Annotated in this window: 21 protein-coding genes; 11 read left to right on the forward strand and 10 right to left on the reverse strand. The window is 71.6% G+C overall.

All coding sequences use genetic code 11. The annotated features are described in order from the left end of the window. Positions 1 to 529 precede the first annotated feature (529 nt). Together LOK46_RS01115 and LOK46_RS01120 are read left to right on the forward strand one after the other, a co-directional pair. A complete protein-coding gene (locus LOK46_RS01115) occupies positions 530 to 709 on the forward strand; it encodes a hypothetical protein (RefSeq protein WP_273562090.1) in 180 nt (59 codons plus the stop codon). A gap of 6 nt (positions 710 to 715) precedes the next feature. Continuing rightward, positions 716 to 865 (forward strand): hypothetical protein, encoded by a 150-nt coding sequence (locus LOK46_RS01120; protein WP_273562091.1) that lies wholly within the window; start codon positions 716 to 718, stop codon positions 863 to 865. Between the two features lie 651 nt (positions 866 to 1,516). Here the strand turns inward: LOK46_RS01120 and LOK46_RS01125 are convergent. Then, positions 1,517 to 2,260: an acetoacetate decarboxylase gene (locus LOK46_RS01125; RefSeq protein WP_273562092.1), complete on the reverse strand. Its 744-nt coding sequence runs from the start codon at positions 2,258 to 2,260 to the stop codon at positions 1,517 to 1,519. 29 nt (positions 2,261 to 2,289) lie between these two features. Next, the gene (locus LOK46_RS01130; protein ID WP_273562093.1) at positions 2,290 to 3,402 is read right to left on the reverse strand and encodes a patatin-like phospholipase family protein; all 1,113 of its coding nucleotides are present in this window, start codon (positions 3,400 to 3,402) and stop codon (positions 2,290 to 2,292) included. Positions 3,403 to 3,720: 318 nt separating this feature from the next. On the opposite strand from LOK46_RS01130, the gene LOK46_RS01135 reads away from it, so the two are divergent. Further along, positions 3,721 to 4,044 (forward strand): hypothetical protein, encoded by a 324-nt coding sequence (locus LOK46_RS01135; RefSeq protein ID WP_273562094.1) that lies wholly within the window; start codon positions 3,721 to 3,723, stop codon positions 4,042 to 4,044. 99 nt (positions 4,045 to 4,143) lie between these two features. Further along, on the forward strand, positions 4,144 to 4,395 hold the full coding sequence (locus tag LOK46_RS01140; protein ID WP_273562095.1) for a PilZ domain-containing protein: 252 nt from the start codon (positions 4,144 to 4,146) through the stop codon (positions 4,393 to 4,395). 42 nt (positions 4,396 to 4,437) lie between these two features. Here the strand turns inward: LOK46_RS01140 and LOK46_RS01145 are convergent, their stop codons facing one another. The 3 genes from LOK46_RS01145 to LOK46_RS01155 all read right to left on the reverse strand — a co-directional run bounded on the left by LOK46_RS01145 (position 4,438) and on the right by LOK46_RS01155 (position 8,645). Beyond that, positions 4,438 to 5,934: an amidase gene (locus tag LOK46_RS01145; RefSeq protein WP_273562096.1), complete on the reverse strand. Its 1,497-nt coding sequence runs from the start codon at positions 5,932 to 5,934 to the stop codon at positions 4,438 to 4,440. Positions 5,935 to 5,982: 48 nt separating this feature from the next. Further along, entirely contained in the window at positions 5,983 to 7,212 is a 1,230-nt protein-coding gene (locus LOK46_RS01150) for an MFS transporter (RefSeq protein WP_273562097.1), read from the reverse strand. A gap of 143 nt (positions 7,213 to 7,355) precedes the next feature. Continuing rightward, positions 7,356 to 8,645 (reverse strand): D-serine ammonia-lyase, encoded by a 1,290-nt coding sequence (locus LOK46_RS01155; protein WP_273562098.1) that lies wholly within the window; start codon positions 8,643 to 8,645, stop codon positions 7,356 to 7,358. Positions 8,646 to 8,753: 108 nt separating this feature from the next. On the opposite strand from LOK46_RS01155, the gene LOK46_RS01160 reads away from it, so the two are divergent. Continuing rightward, positions 8,754 to 9,713 (forward strand): LysR substrate-binding domain-containing protein, encoded by a 960-nt coding sequence (locus LOK46_RS01160; protein WP_273562099.1) that lies wholly within the window; start codon positions 8,754 to 8,756, stop codon positions 9,711 to 9,713. Between the two features lie 290 nt (positions 9,714 to 10,003). On the opposite strand, the gene LOK46_RS01165 is transcribed toward LOK46_RS01160, so the two are convergent. Beyond that, the gene (locus LOK46_RS01165) at positions 10,004 to 10,894 is read right to left on the reverse strand and encodes a LysR family transcriptional regulator (RefSeq protein WP_273562100.1); all 891 of its coding nucleotides are present in this window, start codon (positions 10,892 to 10,894) and stop codon (positions 10,004 to 10,006) included. 122 nt (positions 10,895 to 11,016) lie between these two features. Here LOK46_RS01165 and LOK46_RS01170 point away from each other — a divergent pair, with 122 nt between their 5' ends. Next, positions 11,017 to 11,895, forward strand: a complete 879-nt coding sequence (locus tag LOK46_RS01170; RefSeq protein WP_273562101.1) for an SDR family oxidoreductase — start codon at positions 11,017 to 11,019, stop codon at positions 11,893 to 11,895. 25 nt (positions 11,896 to 11,920) lie between these two features. On the opposite strand, the gene LOK46_RS01175 is transcribed toward LOK46_RS01170, so the two are convergent. After that, positions 11,921 to 12,832, reverse strand: coding sequence for a LysR family transcriptional regulator (locus LOK46_RS01175; RefSeq protein WP_273562102.1), 912 nt, complete (start codon positions 12,830 to 12,832; stop codon positions 11,921 to 11,923). Between the two features lie 95 nt (positions 12,833 to 12,927). Here LOK46_RS01175 and LOK46_RS01180 point away from each other — a divergent pair, with 95 nt between their 5' ends. Continuing rightward, complete coding sequence (locus LOK46_RS01180) at positions 12,928 to 14,022, forward strand: aldo/keto reductase (protein ID WP_273562103.1); 1,095 nt, start codon at positions 12,928 to 12,930, stop codon at positions 14,020 to 14,022. A 42-nt stretch (positions 14,023 to 14,064) separates the two neighbouring features. Here the strand turns inward: LOK46_RS01180 and LOK46_RS01185 are convergent, their stop codons facing one another. Together LOK46_RS01185 and LOK46_RS01190 are read right to left on the reverse strand one after the other, a co-directional pair. Beyond that, positions 14,065 to 17,265: a glycosyltransferase family protein gene (locus LOK46_RS01185; protein ID WP_273562104.1), complete on the reverse strand. Its 3,201-nt coding sequence runs from the start codon at positions 17,263 to 17,265 to the stop codon at positions 14,065 to 14,067. A 32-nt stretch (positions 17,266 to 17,297) separates the two neighbouring features. Next, positions 17,298 to 18,377: a glycosyltransferase family protein gene (locus LOK46_RS01190; RefSeq protein WP_273562105.1), complete on the reverse strand. Its 1,080-nt coding sequence runs from the start codon at positions 18,375 to 18,377 to the stop codon at positions 17,298 to 17,300. Positions 18,378 to 18,451: 74 nt separating this feature from the next. On the opposite strand from LOK46_RS01190, the gene LOK46_RS01195 reads away from it, so the two are divergent. From LOK46_RS01195 to LOK46_RS01210, 4 genes are all read left to right on the forward strand, one after another. After that, positions 18,452 to 20,149, forward strand: a complete 1,698-nt coding sequence (locus LOK46_RS01195; RefSeq protein ID WP_273562106.1) for a hypothetical protein — start codon at positions 18,452 to 18,454, stop codon at positions 20,147 to 20,149. Then, complete coding sequence (locus tag LOK46_RS01200) at positions 20,149 to 21,936, forward strand: glycosyltransferase family 4 protein (protein ID WP_273562107.1); 1,788 nt, start codon at positions 20,149 to 20,151, stop codon at positions 21,934 to 21,936. Before LOK46_RS01195 ends, LOK46_RS01200 begins: the two co-directional genes overlap by 1 nt. 155 nt (positions 21,937 to 22,091) lie before the next feature. After that, entirely contained in the window at positions 22,092 to 22,814 is a 723-nt protein-coding gene (locus LOK46_RS01205; RefSeq protein WP_273562108.1) for a hypothetical protein, read from the forward strand. 218 nt (positions 22,815 to 23,032) lie between these two features. After that, the gene (locus LOK46_RS01210) at positions 23,033 to 23,509 is read left to right on the forward strand and encodes a bleomycin resistance protein (protein ID WP_273562109.1); all 477 of its coding nucleotides are present in this window, start codon (positions 23,033 to 23,035) and stop codon (positions 23,507 to 23,509) included. Between the two features lie 53 nt (positions 23,510 to 23,562). Here the strand turns inward: LOK46_RS01210 and LOK46_RS01215 are convergent, their stop codons facing one another. Continuing rightward, entirely contained in the window at positions 23,563 to 24,381 is an 819-nt protein-coding gene (locus tag LOK46_RS01215; RefSeq protein WP_273562110.1) for a hypothetical protein, read from the reverse strand. Positions 24,382 to 24,546 lie beyond the last annotated feature (165 nt).

Here is a 24,546-nt window from a genome sequence, read left to right on the forward strand (position 1 = left end):
AAATCATGATGCCGCCACCCGGATATAGCCGAGCTTTGCAATCTTGAACTCTTGACGAACGTGCTTAACGGCCGCGATCGTCCGCGCCATTTAGGCGGGTCTGCGTCAGTGCCGCACCACAGCAGCGCTCACGGGAGGAGTCGGCCCGCGCGGATCATCGGCGGACCGGGCCATCGGAGCTCGGTGTCCGCGCGGTACCGGACCCGCACGCGGTGGCCTTCCCTCGCTCAAGGCCGCACGACTTCGAGCTGATCGGCGGGACGGCCGGCTCCGATAGGTTCAGCACGACCCTGCTCCCCGGCTCGGGAATCCTCGGAGACGCCATCACGCTGAACGCCCCGATGGTGGACCCGCGCCACCGGCGTTTCCCCATCTCCGGCACGGGCTCGGCCGTCGGTGCCTTCACGGCTCGCGACCGTCTCGCCGGCTACAGCCACGCCTTCGACCCGTTGATCCCGCCGACCTGGCTGGCGCCGATCGTCGTCGGTCCCGACACCGTCGCCTTTGTCGAGTCACGCAGAAGAGCCGCTTGCCGGACTTCACCCTCCACTACGGGTCGCCCGCTTGGCGATCGGCCATCCTCGGCAGCGACGCGCTGGGTCTGCCGGGCGTCGCCCCGGCGGGTGCCGGCACGTCCGACGCCCTAGCCTTCACTGGCCCCATCCAGCGGGGCAACAACCAGATGGTTAGCGGCGCCAGCCTGATCTGAATCCCGGTGAAGGACCTGGATATCGGCGTCGAGGGCGAATACATCCGCACGGCGCTCAACATCGGCGTCTCGCCGGACACCTCCACGAACGCTCCGCGCTACGGCAATTCGCAGGATGCCGCCCGATTCCGGTTCCGCATGTGGCGATATTTCTGAACCGATCCGAAGCCGCTTCGCGGATGCATCATCTGATCTTGAGCGATGCATATAATCTGGTAGATAATATTTGATGATTATAACAAATAATGGCGTATATTTGAAATTATTCTACAGCTGGATGATATTTTGCTTGCGACAATCGTAGAATCATCTACAACAGAGCCAGCTCTTCGGCGGCATGCTTCGCCGCCGAGCGAGCGGATGCTACGGTTTCAGAGTGGCTGGTCCGGGTACCAGGGCCGGGCCGGTCTGATCCAAAGCTTCAGACCCATAAGACTTCGCCGACCGGGCAACCGGTCGGCTTTTTCATGTCCGGCGCGGGCTCACGTCGGAGATGCGATCCAGTCGCGGCTACCGGTCCGCATCATCGGGGCGGTGAAGCTTGCCGGGAAGCGGGAGATCCGGACCATGTGCCTCACTCCGCATTCGCCTGCTCGGAAAGCTTGGCTGTCGGGATCCGGGGCGCGACCCGACCTCCGGGGACGATGCGGCAGCCGTCCTGAAGGCCGGCGAGGGCGCCGCACCTTGCCCGAACCGGGTGGCCGAACCGGGCGACGCGCGGCCCTCCTGCAGGCTGTTCGACACGGCCTGCGCCGACGCCTACGAGCCCGTGCCGAACGCGCGGCGGACCCGCCGGAGTGACGGCGATCAGGCCAGATAGTCGTGCAGCACCTCGCCGTAGGGGAGCGTGAAATCGACGATCTGGTGCCGGCCGCGCACGATCCGGCGCACCGGAAGGTCCGCGACGCGGCAGTTGACGTGCGGGATGAGGTGCAGCCGGGCATCGCCTTCCCAGGCACCGTGCACGACCACGTCGCGGAGGCGGTAGCCGACGAGCTGCGCCACCTTCGGTGTGCCGTCGACGTCGGGAATGAGCTTCAGGTTGACGTTGAGGTGACCGATCCCCTCGCGCACCGCGTCGAGGCTGTCCTCCAGGCTGCGGTGCTTGTAGGTCATCGTGCCCATGGCGACGCGCTCGTCGTCGTAGTGCAGCGTCCCGGTCAGCGTGTCCTTCTTCACGGAGAGCCGCGGGATCCCGTACTTCTTCGGAAACCCCCAGATCTCGCGCCCGGCGGTGATCGGCGGCTCGTCGTCGAGATACATCTGCACCGAGAAATTGCACGGCTGCCCCTTGTAGGTCGCCACGATGGCCGAGCCGCTCTCCTCGTAATCGCCGAAGCCGGAGGAGTCCGGCATCTTCATCCACTCATAGAAGGCGAGGTTGCCGGGTGCGGGTTCGAGCGGTTCCGGCAGCGCCGCGCGCAGGGCCTCCGGATCGGTCTCGTAGGTGATGATCAGGTACTCGCGCCGGACGAACCGGTAGGGGCCGCGCGGGTAGCTCGGACTGAAAGCCGGCATCGAGGGCGCGCGGAGGATCTCGTCGCGTGTCATGGTCGCTGGTCTCCTGCAATTCGGAGGGCTTAGTCGCGGGCGTCCCGCGTCAGATCGAAGACGGTGATGCCGTCGGCGTCGCGGGCTTGGTCGAGCCAGCCGCGATGCCGGAACGCCCGGCGGATGTCACCGAGGCCGGCGGCCCAGTGATCCAGCATGGTCCGGCGGGAGAACTCGTAATCCTTCGCGTTGCCCTCGTAGTTCTTGCGCCGATAGATCACCTGCATGATCGTCACGGCGGTGTCGCGGCTGATGTCGGACAGGAAGGCGACGTCCGGATCATCCCGCAATTCGGGCGGCAGCCTCTCGACCAGGCGTCGGAAGGCCGTCTTCGCCTTCCGGGTCCGGACGGCGGCGTCCGTGTTCAGCCGGGTGCGGCTGGAGTAGCGGATGTCCTTCTCCCGCTCGGCCGCCTCGGACAGGCTCCGCGGCATCGGACCCCGCGCCGGGAACAGGTCGACCTGGACGATCCGGAGGTCGCGCGTCCGCTCCTGGTCCAGGACGTATTCCAGCGGCGTGTTCGAGACGAGGCCGCCGTCCCAGTAATGCTCGCCGTCGATCTCGACGGGTGGAAAGCCCGGCGGGAGCGCGCCCGACGCCATGATGTGCTCGGGGCCGATCCGGTCCCGCGTGTTGTCGAAATACGCGAAATTGCCGGTGCGTACGTTGACCGCACCCACGCTCAGGCGCACGGCGCCGACGTTGATGCGGTCGAAGTCGACGAGCCGCTCCAGCGTGCCTCTGAGCGCGCCGCTGTCGTACAGGCTGAGCGCTTCCGGCGCCCCCGGCGGATAGAACGGGGCCGGCGGCCACCGCGGCGTGAAGAAGCCGGGCACGCCGAACCCCGCCACCAGGGTGGCGCTGGCCTCGTTGAACCAGGCCCGCGCCTGATCGCCGGGAAAAAGCGGGACGCCCTGCAGGCCGGACGACACCAGGTTCCAGAAGGAACGCAGCCGCTCGGCCCGCCGCTCGACCGGGTTGCCGGCGATGAGCGCGGCGTTGATCGCGCCGATGCTGATGCCCGCCACCCAGTCCGGCGCGAGACCGCAGGCGCAGAGACCCTCGTGGACGCCGGCCTGATAGGATCCCAGGGCCCCGCCGCCCTGCAGGACGAGCACGGGCATCGCCTCGGCATCCGACATGTCCGGCATCGTCCAGAACCCGCCCCGCGCTCGAATCCGGTCTCGGATGACGGCCAGGGTACTCGGCCGAGGCGGGGCGCTTCAACCGCGCCGGACCGCGCGAGGCCGGAGGTCGCGACCGGGTCGCGACCGGACCGGGCGGGGTCGCTGCGGGATCCCCGTACTGGTCGCTCGCGCCACCTGGAAGCCAACGCGCTGACCCGCGCGGCCGAGTAGTGGTCGCCGAAAACTGTGAATCCTTGTACCAGGTTATATCTCGTCGCGATTATGCACTCTATTTCATCGAAGATTGCACGCTGATCGCGCGCTGGATGAGCGATGATTGAACAGGCCCCACGGATCGCGCGCGAATTCCACGTCGGTGTCGGTGGCGACCGCTGGGCCCTGACGCGCGATGTCCAGACCGGGCAGCCCTACGTCTCCCATCGCCCCGGGGATGACGCGCCGGAAGTGCAGCTGGATCTGGGGTCGTTCCTCGTGCTGTTCACCGGGGAGGAGCGCGAGAAGCTCCTCGATCTGATCGCGTCGTTGCTGCCGGACGCCGAAGCGCTCGGGGATGCCGGCGCTCGACCCGGCGCGGCGCGGCCGCTGCCCTTCGTCTCCCGGTGGCTTCCCAGCCGGCAACCGAGAGCCCCGGACTAAGTCGGCCTGACGCGGGTTCTCAGCGCAATTAACCTCAGTTTGTGAACCGCTTATTGAACTGTCGCGGCCTAGTCTCCGGCGCTTGAGCGCGGAGTACTTATGGATAACCAGCGCAACGCCCGGCGCGTATCCGTCAACCTGAACGGTCGCATCACGGTGGCGGGCCATCCCGCCATCCCCTGCGTGGTGCACGACATGTCGCGCTGGGGCGTCCGCCTCAGGCTCGTCGGGACCGATCGGGTCCCCACCGCGTTCACGCTGACCATCGACGCCACCGACAAGGTGATCGGCTGCGAGACGGTCTGGAAGAATGCCGACGAGATCGGGGCTCTGACCGACCTGATGGAGTGACCGCCGGCCGGTTCGGGGGGGTGCCCCGCGTCGCGTCGTCGATCAGCCGAGATCGAGGAAGCCGGGGCTCTGCGCGATCGGCGCCCGGTCGGCCAGTGCCGCGAGGTCGGGTCTCGGACGGGTCAGCTCCGGTCGGCCGGCGCAGTGGGCCTCGATGGCCGCCGCCGCCGCGAGCAGGGCGGCATCGCCGCCGCGCCGGGCCACGACCTGTACGCCGAAGGGCAGGCCGGCCTCGTCGACACCGAGCGGCAGGCTGATCGCCGGGTGGCCGGCCAGGGTCACGCCGTAGGCCAGGGCCAGCCAGTGGAAGTAAGAGCGGGTGGCGGCACCGTCGATCTCGGTCGGGTACAGCTCGCTCCAGGGCCGGGGCGACAGGGTGATGGTCGGGCTGATCAGCAGGTCGTACCGCTCGAAGAAGTCGACGAAGGTCCGGTAGATCGTGGTCTGGAGACTCGCCGCCCGGGCGTAGTCGGCGAGCGTGTAGCCGAGGCCTTCCTCGACATTCGTGCGGACGTTCGGCCCGAGCAGCTGCGGCCGCGTGCGGTAATTGTCGAGGTGAAGCGCGAGGAACTGCGCGGCCCGCAGGATCGCGAAGGCCTCATCCGCCCCCGTGCAGTCCGGTGTCGCCGCCTCGGCGGCGGCGAAGAGCGGCGACAGCGACGCGACCCGGTGGCGGAAGACACGCCGGACGTGCTGCTCGGTCGGCGCGAAGCCGAAATCCTCCGTGAACGCCACGCGGAGCGTGCCGAGGTCGAGCGCGCGCGGCGGGTCGTAGCGATCCGCGCGCCCGCGCACGGGCTCGCCGGGCAGCGTGTAGGCGAGGGGATCGCGCGGATCGTCGTCGGCCATCACACCGAGCATCAGGGCGGCATCGCCGACCGTCCGGGCCATCGGTCCGTTCACCGGGAGATTGGCCCAGCCGAGCCCGCGACGCTCGTTCGGGACGAGGCCGGAGGACGGGCGCATCCCGACGATCCCCGCGTAGGCGGCCGGGTTGCGCAGCGACCCCCCGGTATCCGAGCCGGACGCGAGCGGAACCATGCCGCAGGCGAGGGCGACCGCCGAGCCGCCGGACGAGCCCGCCGCGGAGAGCGTCGGATCGAAGGCGTTGCCGGTCGCACCGTGGACGGTGTTGCGCGTGTTCGCGCCCGCCGCGAATTCGGGCGTGTTGGTCTTGGCGAGAACGATGGCCCCGGCCGCGCGCAGGCGCGCGACGACGCCGAGGTCCCGGGCCGGGACGTTGTCGGCGTGGATCGGGCTGCCGTAGGTCGTGCGCAGCCCGGCCGTGTCCTCGGTGTCCTTGATGCCGACCGGGAGGCCGTAGAGCGGGCCCGGGGGCTCGCCGCCGCGGACCGCGGCCTCCGCTCGCCGCGCCGCTTCCCGCGCCCGCTCGGTGTCGAGGGTCACCACCGCGTTCACTGCCGGATTGATCCGAGCGATCCGGTCGAGACACGAGTCCAGGAGTTCGACGGGGGAAATCTCCCCGCGTCCGATGAGGCGGCGCAGGTCAACCGCGGACAGGTCGCAAAGGTCGGTCACGGCGGGATCTCCCTCGGAATTCAACGTGCGGATCGCAAGAACCCCGCTTCAAGCCGCCTGCGGCAGGGCGGCGGTGGAGCGGCTGCGGATCGTCAGGGCGACCAGGGTCGCGACGGCGGCGGCGGTCAGCAGGAAGTCGAACGCGGCGTCGTAGGTGCCGTAATGATCGACCAGCAGGCCCATCACCAGCGGCGCGATGAAGCCGGCGCACTGGCCGCCCAGATTGACCATGCCAACGCTGGTGCCGATCTGGTCGTCGCGCATGAGCTTGGTCGGCAGGGCGAAGGCCGCGGCGAAGACGAACGATTTGAAGAAGTAGGTGATCGACTGGAAGGTGATCACGCCCGCGATGGTCGGTGCCCTGTACATCAGGTAGAGGAAGATCCCGGTCAGCATCGTGCTCACCACGATCATGTACTTCTCCCGGCCGTCGAAGAAGCGGATCATGACCCAGCCGCCGATCGCCGTCGCGATGCTCGCCATGACGAAGGGGAGGGGCGTCAGCAGGCCGACCGCCTTGAGGTCGAGGCCGCGCGCCTGGAGCAGGTAGGTCGGCATCCAGGCGTCGAGGCCCTTGTTGATGCAGCCGAGGCCGAACCAGACGAGCATCAGCTGCCACAGGAGCGGGTTGCGCAGCAGCTCGCGCGCCGGGGCCGACGGGCCGCGTCCGGCGCGGGCGGCGCCGGGGACCTTCGCGGGCGGCCGATGCGGGATCAGGCGGTGATAGACGAGCCCGAAGATCAGGCCCGCGGCGCCGACCAAGAAGAAGGCGTGGCGCCAGCCGAAGTAGATCAGCAGCGGGGCCATCACGAGGGGCGCGAGCAGGCTTCCGACATAGTTCGACGAGATCATCAGCGACGACATCTTCGGCCGTGCCGGTCCGGTGAACTGCTCCGAGACCGCCTTGATGCAGGCCGCCGGGAAACCGCCCTCGGCCAGACCGAAGATCAGCCGGATCACGATCAGGGACGTGAACGACCACGCGAGCCCGGTCATCGCGGTGAAGATCGACCACGCGACCGCCGTGCCGATAACGACGTATTTCGAGCCGAACCGGTCCGCGAGCCAGCCCCCGGGCAGTTGCATCAGCGAGTAGCCGAAGAAGAAGACGCTCAGGACGACGCCGTACTCGGTCGGACTGAGGCCGAATTCCCGCCCGATCTGGGTCAGGGCCAGCGCGATCGCGGCGCGGTCCACGTAGGAGATGCAGTAGGCGGCGTAGAGCAGCGCGAACCCCAGATAGGGTCGGCCCGGACGCGCGGGCTGGGCGGGGTCCATGGTCTGGCTCCGGTTCGATAAAGCGCGCGCGGAGCCGGAACCCCGCGCAGGTCTGCCAAGTCGGACTCGGCCGCGCGTTCACGCGGCGCCGAGGGCCGCGCGCTCTCCGATCCCGCGCCGATATCGACGCGCCGGCTCGCGCCTCAGCCGCGGGCGAGGGCCGCCTCGAACTCCTCGGCCGGGAGGTGAGCGCCGCCGGTCGTCCAGATCACGTGGGTGGCGCCGGCGCGCGCCTCCGCGGGCAGCGTGGCGGCGAAGCGCCCGGCCGCCGCGAAGCCGGCCGCCGCCGAGGGCTCCAGGCGAAGGCCCGCCTCGATCCACATCACCTTGAGCCAGCGGAAGAGCGCGTCGTCCGGCACCGTGACCACGGACGCGACGAGCTTCTCGAGCGTCCGGGCGACGAGCATCGACGCGGAGGCGCAGGCCAGCCCGTCGGCCGCCGTGCGGTTGTCGAGACCGACATCGTAGACGCTGACCGAGCGGTCGAGGCCGGCCGCGAGCTGGACCAGCATGCACGGGGACGCCACCGGCTCGACGAAGACCGGATGCACGGCGTCACCGAACAGCAGCTTCAGCCCGAAGGCGACGCCGCCCGGCGCTCCGCCCACCCCGCAGGGCAGGTAGACGAACAGGGGACGCGCCGGCGCCACCGCGATCCCGGCCTCCGCGAGCTGCCGCTGCAGGTCGAGGGCCGCGGCCGCGTAGCCGAGGAACAGATCCACCGAATCCTCGTCGTCGACGAAGTGGGCGTCTGCACGGCCGGCAAAGGCGCCGCGCGCCGCCGCGACCGCGGCGCCGTAATCGCCGCGATGCTCGACGACGCGGGCGCCGAGTTCGCGCAGGCGCTCCTTCTTCCAGGCCTTGGCGTCGTGGGACATGTGGACCTCGACTGCGAAGCCGAGCGCGCGCCCCATCAGGCCGACGCTGAAGCCGAGGTTGCCGGTGCTGCCGACCGCGATGACGTGGCGGGCGAACAGCGCGCGGAATCCCGGATCGGCGAAGGCCGCGTAGGATTGCCCCTCGGCGAGGAGCCCGGCCCGCATGGCCAATTCCTCGGCGTAGGCCAAGACTTCGTAGACGCCGCCGCGCGCCTTGATGCAGCCCGTCACCGGCAGGGCGTGGTCGGCCTTGACGAGCACGCGCCCGTCGGCGCCGTCCAGGATGTCTCGGGACAGCGGGCCTTCGAGCGGGACGAGCGGCGAGTCGATCCGGCCGGCGCCCTCTTCGGGGAACAGCCGGGCCAGAAGCGGCGCGAACCGCTGCCAGCGCGCCGCGGCCCCGTCCACGTCTGCGCGGCCGATCGCCAGCCCGGGCAGCACGGACGCGGTGCCGGCCAGCGCCGGGTTCGCCCAGATCGTGGGACTGGCGCGCCTGACCGCGTCCGGAATCCGGTCACCCGACGGTCGGGTCTGCATCTCGCTGGCCGCTGCCATGGCGCTTCCGATCCTGCACGATAGGTGCGCGCCGAACCTGCGCGAAAGACGCGGAGGCGGCCAATTATATTCTCTGGCGCGGTCTATTAGGCCAGCTTATGATCGCGCATGCCCGTGAGGCTCGACGCGCGCCTCGCCGGCGACCTGTTCTTCTTCCGAGCCCTGGTGGAGGCGGGCGGCTTCGCCAAGGCGGGTGATCGTCTTGCCGTCACGCAGAGCGCAGTCACGCAGCGGATCCAGCGGCTAGAGCAGCGCCTCGGTTACCCGCTGCTGGAGCGGGGTGCCCGGGAGTTCCGCCTGACCGCGGAGGGCCACCATCTGTTCGCCGCGGCGCGGAGCGGCTTCGACGGGATGGGCGAGGCCCTGCTCCGGGCGGAGCGCCGTGAGGGCCGGGAGACGCTGCGGATCAGCTGCATTCCCTCCCTGGCCTCGGAGTGGCTGGCGCCCCGACTGAAGGCCTTCAGCGACACGCATCCCGACATCGATGTCGCCGTCTTCGGGGAGACTCACGACCTGGATCCGGGCCGCATGGCGCAGTCCGGCATCGACGTGGCGATCCGCTACGGCCCGGCGCCGCCCCCCGGTGCGACGGTGGTCTTCGACCATCCCGAACCGGTCTACCCGGTCTGCGCCCCGGCCTATCGCGACGCCGCGGCAGCGAAGCCCGGCGGCGCCGTCGTCCTGCTCCACGACGCGACGCCGTGGGAGGCCGCCGCGACCGTCTCGGAGGAGTGGGATCTCTGGATGCGCGTCCACGGGCCGCCCCGGGACGGCCGCATCCAGAACCTCTACTTCAACCTCGCGCAGCTGGCGCTGCGGGCCTCGCTCGGCGGCTCGGGCATCGCGCTCGGGCGATCGCTGATCGTCGCGCCCTACCGCGCCGACGGGCGTCTGGTGCCCGCCTGCGGCGAGGCCGTCATGACCGGACTCCGGTACTTCGTTCTCGTGCGCGCTCTGCCGCCCGCGGGGCCGGCAGCGGCGTTCGTGGACTGGCTCGGCCGGACCATGGCGGGCCCGCCGGGCTCGTCCGAGCCGCCGCGGCCTGGCGATGCGCCGAACGGCGGATGATGCACTGCCCCGCAGGCGGACGGTCGCCGCGGAAGGCGTCGCCTCATCCCGAGCGGAGGGATCAGGGGCGCACCCGATCGCGTTGCATCCGTCAGGACGACAGGCGTCCCCGGTCGACGCCGCCGCGCATGCCCCCTCTCCCGTACGGGAGAGCGTTGGCGTGAGGGACCCGGTCTTTCCGGAGAGGTCGCATCCCCCACCCTGTCCCTTTCCCGCGCGGGAGAGGGGGCCCCCGCCTCGTTCGGCACGGGCTCGGCTAGCGCCATCGTCCCGACCGCGCGGGAACGGCTCTAGCGGTGGGCGGATAGATCCGTCGAGAGCGCGGCCGCGAGGTGAGCGACGAAGGCGGTCACCTTGGGACTGACCAGCCGTCGGGACGTGTGGAGCGCCCACAGCTCCGTCGGCGGACCCTCCAGCCAGCCCCAGCAGGTCAGGCGTCCGGCCGCCACGTCGCCCCCGACCAGCGAGCGCGGGAGCAGGGCCGCGCCGGCGCCCGCCACCACCGCGTCGCGCAGCATCGGCAGGGAGGACAGGCGCAGGACCGGCACCGGCGCGTAGGACCGGCGCGCCCGGCCGTCATGGACCTGCCACCGCTCGTCCTGACGCGGCGCCCAGCGCACCGCCGCCGGTAAGGGCGTCGCGCCGGTCCCGGCCGACGGTTCGGGACGTAGGACATCGGGCGGCGCCACCAGCCAGAGCTCGTCCCGCAGGACGCAGCGCCCGACGAGGCGCTCGTCCGGCTTCGGGTTGACCCGGATGATCACGTCGAACCCCTCCTCGATCGGATCGACGAACCGGTCCTCGGAGCAGATCTCCAGCTCGACCTCGGGACAGGCGCGGGCGAAGGCGGCCGCGACGCGCCCGAGCTGCGTGTCGGACAGGAGCAGCGGCGCACTCACCCGGAGGCGCCCGCGGGGCCGGTCGAGGCCGCCGCCCACGACGGCGCCAGCCTCCGCGATCTCGCTGAGCAGCGGCCCCGTGCGGGCGTGGAGGAGCGCCCCCGCCTCGGTCAGGCGCAGGCTGCGCTCGCCCCGCTCGATCAGCCGCGTCCCGAGGCTCGCCTCGAGCTCGGCCACGCGGCGCGACAGCGTCGCTTTCGGCCGCCCGCTCGCCCGGGCGGCGCGGCCGAAGCCGCCGTGGCCGGCGACGAGGTTGAAGTCGGCGAGCGCCGCGAGGTCCATGCGCTGTTCCAGATACGGGACACCCAGTCCCGATCTTGCCGTCTATGGCTCAGAAAGGGAACAGCGCATCTTCGGGTCATCGGCGGCCCGCCCCGGACCGCCCCGCATCCAGGAGATCCGTCATGACCATCCTCGTCACCGGTGCCACGGGCCGTATCGGCTCCGCCGTCATCGATCACCTCGTCGCGGAGGGCGCCGCCGTGCGCGCTCTGACGCGCGCGCCCGAGACGGCGCGCTTCCCGTCGGGTGTCGAGGCGGTCCGCGGCGATCCCGCCGACATCGACGCGATGCGCGCGGCGCTGGCGGGGGTCGATACCCTGTTCCTCCTCGTCGCCAACGTGCCGGACGAGCTGACCCAGGCGATCACGGCGCTCAGCCTCGCCCGCGACGCGGGCGTGCGCGGCATCGTCTACCTCTCGGTCTTCAAGAGCGAGGCCTACGTCGACGCTCCGCACTTCACCGGCAAGCACGCCGTCGAGCGGATGATCGCGGCCCTCGACCTGCCCGCCACGGTGCTGCGGCCCGCCTACTTCATGCAGAACGACCTCGCCCAGAAGGAACCGCTCCTCGGGGCCGGCACCTTCGGCGTGCCCCTCGGGCAGGCCGGCGTCTCGATGGTCGACGCGCGCGACATCGCCGAGGCGGCGGCCATCGCGCTGCTGCGCCGAGAGCGGGCGCCGGAGAGGCTGGCTGCCGAGACCTACGACGTCGTCGGGCCGGAGGCCCTGACCGGCGACGCGCTGGCGGAGATCTGGGCTCAGGCCCTCGAGCGCGCGGTGCGCTACGGCGGCGACGACCTCGACGGGCTGGAGCAGCGGCTTCGCGGCTTCGCGCCCGCCTGGCTCGCCTACGACCTGCGGGTGATGATGCGCCGCTACCAGGAGGACGGCGCCGTCGCGACCGAGGCCGCGGTGGAGCGCTTCGCCGGGCTGCTCGGCCGCAGGCCCCGCAGCTACCGCGCCTTCGCGGCCGAGGTCGCTCGCGACTGGCGGGGCGCCTGAGCGGCGAGGCTCCGCGGGCGCGGTCTCACGGGCGGCGCGGCGACGGCGCCTCCCGCCATCGCAGGGCGTCGATCAGGCTCCGCAGCGCGGGCGTGACCTGCCGGTCGGGGTAGTAGAGGTGACATCCGGGAAACGACGGACACCACGCGTCCAGCACCTGGACGAGCCGGCCGGCGGCCAGATCGTCGGCCGCTTCGTCCTCCAGCATGTAGCCGAGCCCCGCGCCGGCCCGGATCGCGGCGGCCGCGAGCTGGCCGTCGTTCACGACGAGCTGGCCGGCCGCGCGCACCCGGATCTCGCGGCCGTCGCGGGCGAACTCCCAGGGCAGCAAACCTCCGCCGCCGACGAGCCGGTAGTTCACGCAGCGATGCGCGTCCAGGTCGGCCGGACTCTCCGGGCGCGGGTGGCGGGCGAAGTAGTCTTGGGTCGCGACCACCACCGTGCGCAGGTCGGGCCCGACCCGCACCGCCACCATGTCGCGCTCGACCGTCTCGCCGAAGCGGATGCCGGCATCGAAGCCGGACGCGACGATGTCGGTGAGGCGGTCGTCCACGACAACCTCCACCGAGACGGCCGGATGGTCGATCAGGAAGGCGGGCAGCCGCGGTTCGAGGATCGCCCGCGCGGCGTACGCGAAGGTCGTCAGGCGCAGCCGGCCCGAGGGCGCGCCGCGCCAGTCGGCCAGCGCGTCGAGCCCCCGGGCTACGTCATCGAGGGCGGGGGCAACCGAACGCAGCAGCCGCTCCCCGGCCGGCGTGAGCGCGACGCTGCGGGTGGTGCGGGCCAGCAGACGCACGCCGTGACGCGCCTCCAGCGCCCGCATCGTGTGACTGAGAGCGGAGGCCGACAGCCCCATCTCGGCCGCCGCCCGCGTGAAGCTGCGATGGCGCGCCACCGCCGCGAAGGCCGCCAGATCGTCGAGGGTGCCGCGCCGCATTCCTGAACCATGCTCACAAGCGCATGCGGAACGATACGGCTAATGCCGCGCTGCGCGCCGGAATATGTCCCGCTCCTCAACAGTGAGGTGCGACCATGGATCTGCGGCACTATCGAACCCTCGGACGCTCGGGCCTGGCCGTGAGCCCGCTGGCGCTCGGCACCATGACCTTCGGCGCCGCCCGCTGGGGCAGCGACGCGGCGGTCTCGGCGGCGATCTTCGACCGCTACGTCGCGGCGGGCGGCAACTTCCTCGATACGGCCGACGTCTACTCGGGCGGCGCGAGCGAGACGATGCTCGGCGACCTGATCGCGGCGCGCGGTCTGCGCGACCGCGTTGTCATCGCGACGAAGTCCGGTTTCCCGCGCGCGCAGGGCACGCCGCTCGCCGGGGGCAACAGCGCGCGGAACATCCGGGTCGGGCTCGAGAGCTCGCTGCGTCGCCTGAAGACCGACTGGATCGACCTGTACTGGACCCATGTCTGGGACCGGACCACGCCGCCCGAGGAGGTCCTCCGGGCGCTGACCGACGCCGTCGCGCGCGGCGACATCCTGTACTACGGGTTCTCGAACGCGCCCGCTTGGTACGCGGCGCAGATCGCCACCTTGGCCCGCGCCCACGGCCTGCCGGAACCCGTCGGCCTGCAATACGCCTACTCGCTCCTCGATCGGGGCGTTGAACTGGACGTGCTGCCGGCAGGCCGCGCCCTCGGGCTCGGGCTGGTGCCCTGGAGTCCGCTGGCGGCCGGCCTTCTGACCGGCAAGTATGGGCGCGAGAAGCTCGCACAGGCCGGGCCGGCCGGCTCGCTTCCGGACCGGGGCGGCGACGCGGCCGAGGGCGGCAGCGACGGCCGGCTCAACGGCGACAATCCCTTCGGCGGCATGCTGTTCACCGAGGCGAATTTCGCCGTCGTGGACGCGCTGCGGGTGGTCGCCGCGGAGGTCGGCCGGCCGATGGCGCAGGTGGCGCTGGCCTGGGTCGCGCGACGCCCCGGCGTCGCCTCGGTCCTGGTCGGGGCGAGCCGCCCGGAGCAGCTGGAGCAGAACATCGCCGCCCTCGACGTCGTCCTGACGGCCGAACAGCAGGCCCGCTTGGACGAGGCCGCCGCTCCGCCGAAACTCAACCCCTACTTCATCTTCGAACTGCCGACCGCGCGCATCTTCGGCGGTCAGCGGGTCGCGGCTTGGTAGGCGGGCATCGGCGATAGACGGCGGGCCGCCGGGTGTTCCCCGTCATTCCGAACGCGCGACCTGCGCGCGGAACAGCGTCGCGAGGGTCCGCAACGTCCTGTTGTGCGGCTCGGCGAGCGACACCGTGTAGGCACCCGGATCGATGTGAGGGACGGAGGCTGTGATGCGCACCGTCCGCTCATCGATCTTGAGGACGGGCGCCCGCCACGCCTGACCATTGGTGCCCCGGAACACCGCCAGCGTGTCCTTGCCGAGCTTGGGCGCGGTTCCCGCGAACGCGACTTCCGCGGCCCAGAGCTGCCCCGGTGAGACCTGCGGCGCGTCGTCGGTGTCGGGGAGACTGTGGTGCAGGATCGGACTGTGCGGCGGCCCGCCGACGAGTTGGCGCGGCTCCGGAACGAAGCGTACCGGCGGCTCGGCGTCGGGTGCGATGAAGATCGACGCGACGTCGTCCAGGATCCGAAGGCAGCCGTCGGCGACCTGGACGATCGCGAGCGCGTGGCGTCCGAAAGCCAGTCCCGAAACGTCGATCTGGCCGGTGAAGCCGGACGTCGCGGCGGCGGGTTCTCCATACCACTTGGCCACGTCCGGACGCAGATCGTTCTGAAGGGCGACCCACGATGTCCCGCTGCGGCCTGTCAGCCGCAGGTAGATCGCTTTCGGCGCCGGTCCCGATACGTGCAGCCACCCGCGCAGGAACACGGAGGCCCGCGCGACGACCGACGAGAGATCCAGGCTCCGGTTGAGGCGCTCGTCCGTGCGCAGCACGTCGAGGCTCCAGCCGCACTCGCTGCGCCGGATCGGCCTCGATGTCAGGCGCCGGAGTTCGTCGGGCGGTTCCGGCACCGGGCGCGCCCGTGCGCCCGCGGCGGCGGTCGGCGCGGCCGGAGGATGGGTGGCCTCGTCCCACTGGATCGCGGCGCTGGACCACGAGGCAGCGTTCGTCCGCAGACCCAAGGTCTCGAGCCGCAGGTCGAACCCGTGCCGCAGGTGGCTGGGCACCCGTCCGTGGCGGAGGGGCCGCGCCTCGATGAGGCGCTCGTAGAGGACGCGCACCGACACGTGGTGACTATCGACGTCGGGGAAGGATTTTCGGCCAATGAGGGCCCGCATCCGATCCAGGCGTGCGCGGTCGTAGTGCAGGCCGATGAGACGCGCCCGGACGGCGCCGGCGTCGTCAGTCGGGACCTTGAAACCGTCGATTCCGTCCTCGACGCGCTCGGCCAGGGCACCGATATCGGCGACGATCGGGACGAGGCCCGCCTGCCACGCTTCGGTCAGCGCGATCACGAACGTCTCGGGCCAAGTCGAGAGGTGCAGCGAGACATCGCACCCGGCCAGCAGGCCGCCGATCGCGTGCTGCTCGTAGGCGCCGGTGACGCTGACCTGATCCGATCCGAAGGCCGCGACCGCGTCGCGGTACTGGTCGTCGATCCGGCCGATCACCTTGAAGTGGATGGGATAGGCCTCGCAGCTGCGGATCAGGTTGATCGCCTGCTGCCCGCCCTTGTGGGCCGCGAGATTGCCGAGGATCGCCACGGTCAGCCGATCGGCGTCGCGCTTGCGCCGGGCGACCGACCGCGCCTCGGCGGGCGCGGCGCTCGGCGCCACCATCGGGATCTCGACGATCCGCTCGGCGGGAATGCCGGGAAAGTAGCGCCTGAGGTATCGTGCCGTCTCCGGTGTGCTCGTGACGAACGCGTCGATCGCGTCGGTCACCAGGGTCATCATGCCGTCGCGGCGCGCCTTCGAGCCGGGCGGATAGTTGTTGCCCGATACCAGGCAGGCGTCGCACTGGTCCGCGCCACGATTGACCACGTCGCAGAACCGGCCGGTGTGATCGAGCAGCAGCCAGCGCTCGCAGATCAGGAAATGATCGTGCAGGTGATAGACGGTGGGGATGCCGCAGGCCCGCGCGATGAGCGGCAGGGACAGCGGGACGTGCATCAGGTGATGGATGTGGACGAGGTCGACCTGATGTTCGAACAGCAATCGCTGAAAGAGCGCCTCCACGAACGGGTCCGTTGAGAGCGGCGGCGTGACGGGGCCGCAGGCGAAGCTCTCCGCGATCCCGGGGCCCTCGAGCCGCAGCGACCAGCGCCCGTCGCCGAAGACGGGGAACAGGAACAGGATGCGGTACGGCTCGCCGAGTTCGGTCAGCAGTTCCTGATAGACCTCGACCCCGCCGCCGGGGCGATGCCCGATCCGGTTGTGGGTGAGCATCAGGACCGTGCGGATCGCGGCCGGCGCTTGGTGCGGCCGACGCGCCGGCGTCCGCCGGTGGTCGCTCACCGCGTCCAGGATGGTCGCCACGCGGTGGTCGTAGAGGTGTTCGGCGCGGGTCCGGGCCTGCGCGGCGCGGGCGCGCGCGATGCGGGCCTCCGGGTCGGTCAGGGCCGTGAGGATCGCCTCGACCGCACCGGCCTCGTCGCCGCAGAGGGCGATCTGGGCGCCGGGCGCGTAGTACGCGGCCGTCTCCGGCTCGGGCGAGACCACGACTTGGTAGCCGCCGGCGAGCGCGGTCTCGAACAGCCGCGGCGGCGGCGTCGAACCGGTCGCCTGATCGGCCCGGGCCGACGAGAAGATCCGGGGCAGGGTCAGCACCACGCGACTGCGGTTCGCCAGGAGCGCGAAGTCGCGGTTCCCGCAGCGCCAATCCGTGACGAGCGCGTCGTCCGCGAGTTCGGGCGGCCCGATATGCTCGTTCCACGGCAGTGCCAGCTTGAACTTCACATCCCGCGGCAGCTTGGCGGAGAGCGCGTTCAGGGTCGCGACCCGGTTCGGCCACGCCGTTCCGATGAAGAGCAGATCGTAGCGGTAGCGCGCGTCGTCCTCGATCACCGCGAGATCGTGGAAGAGCGACGAGGCGCCGAGCGGAAGGTGGTGCGCCCGACCACCGTAGGCCGGGACCGTGGCCCGGTCGTTCGTGAAGACGAGATCGAAGGCCGCCGACCCGCGCACGTTCGCCGCGCGCTCGTACGGATCCTCCGTGGTCCAGAGCACGCTGGTGCGGGCGAGCCCCGCGAGCCGCCCGACTAGCGGCGCCTGTGCCCGGGCGCCGCCGAAGGCGATCAGGGTATCGAAGCCCTGCTCGACGAAGGTGGCCACGGCGTCGCCGTGCCCGCCGACATGGACCCGGCCGACCGCCGGATGGCGGCGCAGCGCGTCCGCGATGGCGAGCACGAGGTAGCGGTTGTGCGTCCGCGGCTCGGTGTCCAGCAACAGGATCGACAGGTCGGACATGCTCGGTCGTGCCTGTGTCAGCGGTGACGTGATCAGGCCGCGACCGTCAGGCGGCTCAGGTCGAGCAGGCGCGCCGCCCGATGCCGGTAGGTGTGCTCGCGCAGCGCCCGCGCCTGCGCCCGGCGCGCGATCGCCTCGATGGCGGCGGGCTCGTCGAGGGACCGCTCGATGGCGCGCGCGATATCGGCCGCGCCGTCCACCAGCAGGATCTCCGTATCCGGCTCGAAAAGGTCGCAGACTTCCAGGCCCGTCACGAAGAACGCCTGCGCCGAGCCCGAGAGGGCGATTTCGAAGGTGCGCGGCCCCGGCGTCGCCTGCGGGAGCGACAGCCGGCGATTGGCCACGTCGAGGTCGCGGCCGATATTGAGCGTGAGCCGGGCCGCCGCTGCGTAGTCGGCCATCTGCGCCGGCGTCAGGCGGCGGTTCACCGCGCATCGGAGCATGTCGGGCCAACCGGCGCCCAGGATCTCCACGACGTGGCGGCACAGGAGATCGTCGATCCGGCGCATCAGGGCGATGCGGTTCGGGTAGGCGACGCCGCAGAAGAACAGGACGGTCTCCCGCTCCGCGACCGGGACGATCGGCCGGAAGTGCCGGTTGGGCGCTGCCGCCAGCGGCAGGTGATGGACGTCCGGGTGACGGTAGTGCTGCGCCGCCCAGGAATCGTTGCTCACGACGATGTCGGCGTAGAGTTCCGCCTTGAAGGCGTAGTCGAACTCGTACGGGTCATCGGTCAGCCAGAAGATCAGCACGGCGCCGACGGCGTCCACGGCCCGGCGAAGCGCGCGCAGATCCGCGAGATCAGGCACGAGGCTTCCGACCGCGACCACGACATCCGGGCGCGAAGCCCGGATTGCCGCGACCGCGAGCTCCAGAGGCGCCTGCATGACCCGCTCGGCGCCGAGAAGTTCGGCGAAACCCTCGGCGAGATCGCTCCGGATCCCGGGATTCCTGTTGAGCGCATCGGGGAAGGTGCTCGTGACCAGCACGTGCGGCCCGGCCAACGAGATCGCGCTGACGAAATTCATCCCTATTGACCTCGGCGAGACGGGCCAGTTTTGTTTGCAGGTTAATGCCAATTGTAAGTAGACACGTAACTGTCGCGTGTCCATTACAGACCTTAATTTCCCCCAATCTCCTGTCGCGCGGGAAGATCCGGACAATCTACTGTTGGCAATCAGGAAGTATGGAACGGGATAAATTGGCAATATGCGCGCCGATCCAACCGGGCGAGCCGTGCGCGGAGGTGCTGCACCCCTTCCTGCCGTGGTTGACCGGCAGCCTGCTCCTACTGGGACGGAAGGCCGCCGCGGGGAGCCGGGCGCGCTGGGCTTCCGGCGCCACTGTGATCACCACGGCGGATGGCGCCGACCTGCCCGCCTCGGCGCGCTTCGATGCCGTCGTCCTGCTGGGCCTGCTGGCACGTCGCGACGACGGGGCCGAGTGCACGCTCGACGCGACGATCGCCTGGGCCCAGGAGCGACTGCGGCCCGGCGGCCGGCTGGTCCTGGTCACCGACAACGCCCTGTCGCTCCACGGCCTCGCCGCAGGTTCCGAGACGGCGGGGCAGCGCGGCTTCCCGAGCCTCGAAGGGCGTCCCCGGTCTGACGGATCCCGGCTGCCGACGCGGGCAGGCCTGAAGCGGTGCCTGCTTGCCCGCGGCCTGTCCCACCAAGACTGGTGGTTTCCGTTTCCGGGGCCGAGACAGCCCCTGAGCTTCGTCGCCGAGCGCGGCCTCGCACGGCCGGGTGGGTTCGATCCCGGGATGCTCGCCGTCGGGGCGGCCGGGCCGGATCCCGCGGCCTCCGCGGGCGCGCTGTTCTCGCCGCGGCGCGCGTGGGCGCCGGTTGCGGATCTGGGGCTCGCCGGCGATCTGGCGTCCGCCTTCGCGGTTGCGGCGTCGGAAGCGCCGCTGCCGCCGGATGACCGGCTGGCGATCCACGTCGGTCTGCGCCGCCGCCCGGAATTCGAGCGTCTGGTGACCTTCGCGGAGGCCGGGTCGCGGATCGCGGTGCGCCGCGCGCGCGTCAATCCCGATCTTCCGGCCGTGGTCGGCGGCGTGACGAACCTGTTGCCGTCGGAGACGTACGTGACGGGTTCCCTCTGGTCGGCGGGCCTCGAGACGCTGCTGGCGCGCGAGGGCTGGTGCGCGGACGCGGTAGCCGCCTGGGCCGAAACGTGGCTGGAGGCCGTGTCACGCACTTTCGCGGCCGGAGCGCCGCTGGGACCGGACACGATCCTCCCGGCCCGGGCGCTCGATGCCATCCCGAAGAATCTCGTCTCGGGCCCGGACGGCACGTTCATAGACCTGGAGTGGGACCTCGGTGTCCCTCTGGACGCCGGCCATCTCGCCGTGCGCGGCCTCGTCAACGCGCTGACCGACGCCCCGGACTGGCGGCCCAGCGGAGCGTCCGGTCTGACGCTGCTGGACGCCCTGCGCGCCCTGTTGCCGAGACTCGGTTTCGCCCTGGACGATGCGCAGCTCGCCGACCGGCTGGCCCGGGAGAGCCGGTTCCAGTCGATCGTCAGCGACCATGTGACGGCGCGCGGTCTGGACTGGGCGGCGGCGACGCGCCTGCCGGTCGGCGGTGAGGACCGGAGCGGCGCGGACCCGCGCGCGGCGCTCGCGGAGGCATCCGCGGAGATCGCCCGCCTGCGCGAGGAGAACGCGGCCCTGCGGGCCGCACGCGCCGTCGACGCCGCCGCGCACGCGGACACAGAGCGCGAGAGCGTTCGCCGCACCGACCGCGTGATCGCCTACGCGGCCGAGCTGCATCGAGCGCGCGACCACCTTCAGGACGCGCTCGATGCCCGCCGCGCGTTTTTCAGGTCCGGGGGCCGTCTACCGCTACGCCTCCTGCGCCTGCTCAGAGGAACCCCGTGATGCGGCTGCTCGTGGCCTGTGACCACCTCGCGCTCACGGGCGGCCTGCTGCGCTTCGAGCGGGTCGGGCGCGTGCTCGCGCGTCGCGGACACGCGTTCGCCATCCTGACTCTCGGCACGGGCGAGGACGGGTTCGAGACGCGGCACCGCGTCCTGCACCCCGAGGAAGCCGCGCGGGAGAGCTGGGACGCCGTCATGGTGCCGGGCGGCGGATTTCCGGATGCCACGATCGAGGGCTTCGCGGACCTGCGGGCCCCGCGTTTCGGCGCGCGGATCCAGCACTTCCTCAACGCCCCGGCGCGCCGCGACGCCTACGCGCGCGTCACGCGGACCTTCGCGCCGGACCTCGTCGTGGCGAACAACGACCACTGGGACGATGCGACCCTCGACGCCCTGGGGACGCCGTGGCGCCGCCTCGTCGGTGCGGTCGATACCGGCCTTTTCGCGCCGCCCGTCTTGAGGCCCGCACGGGGCACGCGGCACCGGCTCGGCGGCATCGCCAACAAGCGCCCCGCCGCGCAGCTCGCCGCGCTCGACAGGCTGGGCGACGCTTGGTCCCTGCACTGGTTCGGACGCCCGGACTGGGGACTCGTGGGCGCGCGCGCCGATCTGGTGGCCTCGGGCCGCCTCGTCGTGCACGGCCCGCTGGCCGAGTCCGACCTGCCCGCGTGGTATCACGGGCTCGACGCGTTCTGCAGCGCGGAGGCGCATGCCGGCTGGTGCAATCCGGCCGCGGAGGCGATGGCCTGCGGCACGCCGCTCGTCACGACCGTGCACGGCACGCTGGCCTTCGCCGAGGACGCCGTCACCGCCCTCGTGGTGCCGGACGGCCCGGACGCGGTGCTCGGTGCGGCCATCGCGGAGGCCGCGGATCGGATCGTCACCGATCCGGCCGGCGCCGCGTCCCGCGCCGAGGCGGGACGGGCACGGATCCGGGCGCTCGACTGGGACACCTACGCGGACGGGCTGCTCGAGGCCGTCGGAGAGGCGATCGCGCTGCGCGCGGGACAGGCCACGGCGGCGCGCCCGTCCGAGACGCCGCCCCGCGAGACCGTGCTGCGTCTGGCCGACCTCGCGAGCCGGGACGGGTCCCTGCCGGAGGACTTCGACGCGCTCGGCTATATCCAGCTGCATCCGGATCTCGCGGCGCTGTTCGAGCACGCGTGGCAGGGGCAGCTGCACTACCTCGAGCACGGCCGGCGGGAGGGCCGGATCTACCCCTCGAACCTGACGCGGGCGCAGCAGAAGGCCGCCCAGGCATCGCGGATCGCCCTCGCGGTCGACGGGCTCGACGGCTCCGGCAAGTCGAGCATCGCGCGGCACGTCGCCGAGGCCCTCGGCGCGACGGTGCTCAATCCGTTCAGCGGTCAGGTGGGCGCGATCCTGGTCCACCTCGCCCGGACGGGGCAGCACGCTCTGGCCGACGACGTGGCGCACGCGGCCGTGGCGGCGGCGATCGCCAACGCGCCGCCGGGACCGGTCGTCTTCGATCGACACTGGTTCACGGCCTCGCAGCTCCTGTCGCCGGCCTATCGTCCGGGCTGGGATCCGCGCCCGTTCACCGTCATGTGCTGGGCAGACCGTCCCACCACCATCGCCCGCATGGTCGCGCGCGGCGTGCCCGACCCGTCCGAGCGCATGACAGAGGCCCGGATCGCCGGCTACCGGACGCTGGCGGAGGAGCTGCGGGTACCGCTCCTCGACACGTCCCGCATCGCGCCGGAGGAAGGGGCCGCGCAGGTGCTGGCGATGATGGGAGAGCGCGGCGACGCGGCACAGCGCCCGTGAACGCCGCCTCGCGGCACGGCAAGCGAGGCCGGCGCGAGGCCGTTGGGCGCTGGGAGCGATAGAGTCCTCGGGACCGGGAATTGCCCGTCGCTTCCCGATATGGTCGTTTCCCGGGATCAGCGGGCCACGCTCGGACATCCGCGTCGCCGGAGGATATGGCCTTCGTGTTGAAACAAGCGCGCGGCGACCGTGGCCGGAACTTCGTGCTGCTCGGCATCAGCCTCCTCTTCGTCGCCGCCGGCCTCGGGATGATCGTCACCGGCGCGGATGGCGGCGTCTCGACGACAGTGTTCTTCGGCGTGTGCGCAGCCGTCGCCGTCTGGCAGCTGCGGCCGGACCTGCTCGAATCGGAGAGCAGGTCGGCGGGGTCCCTGGCGTCGCAGTTCCCCGGCCTCGTGATCCTACGCGCCTCGGTGCGGAAACTCCTGTTCCTGGCCCTGATGGCCGCCGGCTTCGGCGGGGTGACGCTCTGGATGCTGCTTCACGAGTCTCGTTCCACGACGATGCACCTGCTGCTGTGGCCGGGTGTCGTGCTCTTCCTCGGAGGAGTCCCCTTCCTCATCCTCACGGCGATCCGCGGCTCGGCGCTGCGCCTCGACGAGACGGGCTTCACCGTCGTGCAGTTGGGCCGGTCGCGGCGCGTGCGGTGGCGTGACGTCAGCGAGTTCGAGCCCGTCACCGCGGCCGGCGCGGGACAACGGCTGGTCACGTTCGACGACGCGAGCGCCGACGATACCCGCCTCGCGGCATTGAACCGTCGCCTGATCGGGCGCAACGCAGCGCTGCCGGACGGCTATGGATTGGATCCGGACACGCTGGCCACGCTCCTCACGGCCTGGCGCAAGCGGGCGCTGCAGACGGAGGCCGGTCGGTCCTGAGGCGCTTCGGCCGGCGTGGCGGCGGTGCCGGCGCACCGTCGATAGCGCCCGGCCAACGGGCGCGGAGCCGACACGGGCAGCCCGTCCCCGTCCTCGAGATCCGTCGGTTCGCCCCGCGCCGGCCGCGCTCGCTCCTCGACGGACGCCCGCTCGGCGGCAGGCAGACGCGCCCGCGCGAGCCTTGACCATCGTCTCCCGGGCGTGGCCTGATCGGCGCGATGGAACCGCTGGCCGATCCGATCGCACGCGCGCTCTCCCCCGGTGCGGGCCAGCCCCCGGAGGGCGGGTTCGCGGCCCTCACCCCCGAGCTGAGCGTCCGGGACCCCGACGTCAGCCTCCACTTCTGGTGCGATCTGCTCGGCTTCACGGTGGCCTACGATCGACCGGCCGCGCGCTTCGCTTACCTCGCGCGGGGCGGCGCGCAGATCATGCTGTGCCAGCGCAACGGCCGCTGGAGCACCGGACCGCTGGATCCGCCCTGCGGCCGTGGAGTCAACTTCCAGATCATGGTCGATCGGCTGGACCTGATCCTGGCGGCACTCGCGGCCGCGCCCTGGCCGCTCTTCGAGGAGCCGCAGGAGTCCTGGTACCGGACGGGACCGGTCGAGGGCGGCCAGCGGGAGTTTCTCGTCCAGGATCCCGACGGCTACCTCGTGCGCCTCGCCGAGAATCTGGGGCAGCGGCGACCCGCGTAGATCCCGGACGCCCCGCCCCGGGGCCGGCATCGTCGCGAGCGCGTAGATCCGCGTCAGCGCGTGACGATGCTCGGCTCCTGCCGAGCGGGACGGGGCTGAACCACGAGGAGCCCGGCCGAGTAGATCAGCGAGACGAGGAGCGCGACCGTCAGCGCGAGCGCGGCGCCGAAGGGCTGGATCAACAGGTGGAGCGTCAGCAGGGTCAGTCCGAAGCCGAACACCCCGCGGATCGCGACGCTCGCCAGACGCGCCATCGCCGCCCCGCCGATCCGGCGATGGAGAATGACGAAGGCACTCGTCATCGTGACCGGGAAGGCGGCGATCACCCCGGTCCGGGCAGGGCCGAGGGCGGTGCTCAGCGCCAGGAGGGCCGCGACGAACAGCGCGACGGCGGTCGCGCGGATGAGCAGATCCAGCGGGCGCGGCCTCGCGACAACGGCGCTCCGCACGAGGGTCGCGCGCACCACGTGCCGGGTCGAGAGGGCGCCGGCTCCGTAGACGAGGGCGTTGAGCAGGAACGCCGTCGTCGGTGTCCACACGAGCGCCGAGACCGGCAGGGCCGCGGCGAGCCACGCCAGGACCGCCGGCCCGAGGGTGGCGATCATGTCGCGACCGGCCGCTCGGTGGGCGTAGACGATCAGGAACAGGCCCGTCGCGGCGTTCGCCGCGAAGCCGTTGAGGGCCGCCCCGGCGACGAACGCGGCGTCGTGCTCCATCGCCATGAACACGTAGGCCGGCCCGGCAGACACCGGCAGGCTGACGATGAGGGCGCCCCAGACCGGTCCCAGCCACTCGGCCAGGACGGAGGCGAGCACCACCACGGTCCCGGAGGTCAGCGCCCGGATCAGGGCCGTCAGCCAAATCGCCGCCAAGGTCGTTCCCAACGCGTCGCGCCGCCGACCCGGGCCGGCATCGGAGCCGCGCCCTCGCTATCACGGGCGGCCGGTCCGGGCCAAAGCGGCCGGCTCGCGGATCCGCCCGTCCGGGACCGGCTGCGGCGACCCGTAACGGCCGCTCCACCCCGCGACGAGAGGGCA

This window comes from Methylobacterium sp. NMS14P (genome assembly GCF_028583545.1).
In the GTDB taxonomy this organism is placed as follows: Bacteria; Pseudomonadota; Alphaproteobacteria; order Rhizobiales; family Beijerinckiaceae; genus Methylobacterium.

Coding starts and splice junctions, on each gene's coding strand:
- LOK46_RS01125 (WP_273562092.1), bottom strand. CDS start 2,260: ATGACACGCGACGAGATCCTCCGCGCGCCCTCGATGCCGGCTTTCAGT.
- LOK46_RS01150 (WP_273562097.1), bottom strand. CDS start 7,212: ATGGACCCCGCCCAGCCCGCGCGTCCGGGCCGACCCTATCTGGGGTTC.
- LOK46_RS01190 (WP_273562105.1), bottom strand. CDS start 18,377: ATGGACACGCGACAGTTACGTGTCTACTTACAATTGGCATTAACCTGC.
- LOK46_RS01200 (WP_273562107.1), top strand. CDS start 20,149: ATGCGGCTGCTCGTGGCCTGTGACCACCTCGCGCTCACGGGCGGCCTG.
- LOK46_RS01180 (WP_273562103.1), top strand. CDS start 12,928: ATGGATCTGCGGCACTATCGAACCCTCGGACGCTCGGGCCTGGCCGTG.
- LOK46_RS01175 (WP_273562102.1), bottom strand. CDS start 12,832: ATGCGGCGCGGCACCCTCGACGATCTGGCGGCCTTCGCGGCGGTGGCG.
- LOK46_RS01165 (WP_273562100.1), bottom strand. CDS start 10,894: ATGGACCTCGCGGCGCTCGCCGACTTCAACCTCGTCGCCGGCCACGGC.
- LOK46_RS01160 (WP_273562099.1), top strand. CDS start 8,754: ATGCCCGTGAGGCTCGACGCGCGCCTCGCCGGCGACCTGTTCTTCTTC.
- LOK46_RS01170 (WP_273562101.1), top strand. CDS start 11,017: ATGACCATCCTCGTCACCGGTGCCACGGGCCGTATCGGCTCCGCCGTC.
- LOK46_RS01140 (WP_273562095.1), top strand. CDS start 4,144: ATGGATAACCAGCGCAACGCCCGGCGCGTATCCGTCAACCTGAACGGT.
- LOK46_RS01135 (WP_273562094.1), top strand. CDS start 3,721: ATGATTGAACAGGCCCCACGGATCGCGCGCGAATTCCACGTCGGTGTC.
- LOK46_RS01155 (WP_273562098.1), bottom strand. CDS start 8,645: ATGGCAGCGGCCAGCGAGATGCAGACCCGACCGTCGGGTGACCGGATT.
- LOK46_RS01195 (WP_273562106.1), top strand. CDS start 18,452: ATGGAACGGGATAAATTGGCAATATGCGCGCCGATCCAACCGGGCGAG.
- LOK46_RS01130 (WP_273562093.1), bottom strand. CDS start 3,402: ATGTCGGATGCCGAGGCGATGCCCGTGCTCGTCCTGCAGGGCGGCGGG.
- LOK46_RS01185 (WP_273562104.1), bottom strand. CDS start 17,265: ATGTCCGACCTGTCGATCCTGTTGCTGGACACCGAGCCGCGGACGCAC.
- LOK46_RS01210 (WP_273562109.1), top strand. CDS start 23,033: ATGGAACCGCTGGCCGATCCGATCGCACGCGCGCTCTCCCCCGGTGCG.
- LOK46_RS01205 (WP_273562108.1), top strand. CDS start 22,092: ATGGCCTTCGTGTTGAAACAAGCGCGCGGCGACCGTGGCCGGAACTTC.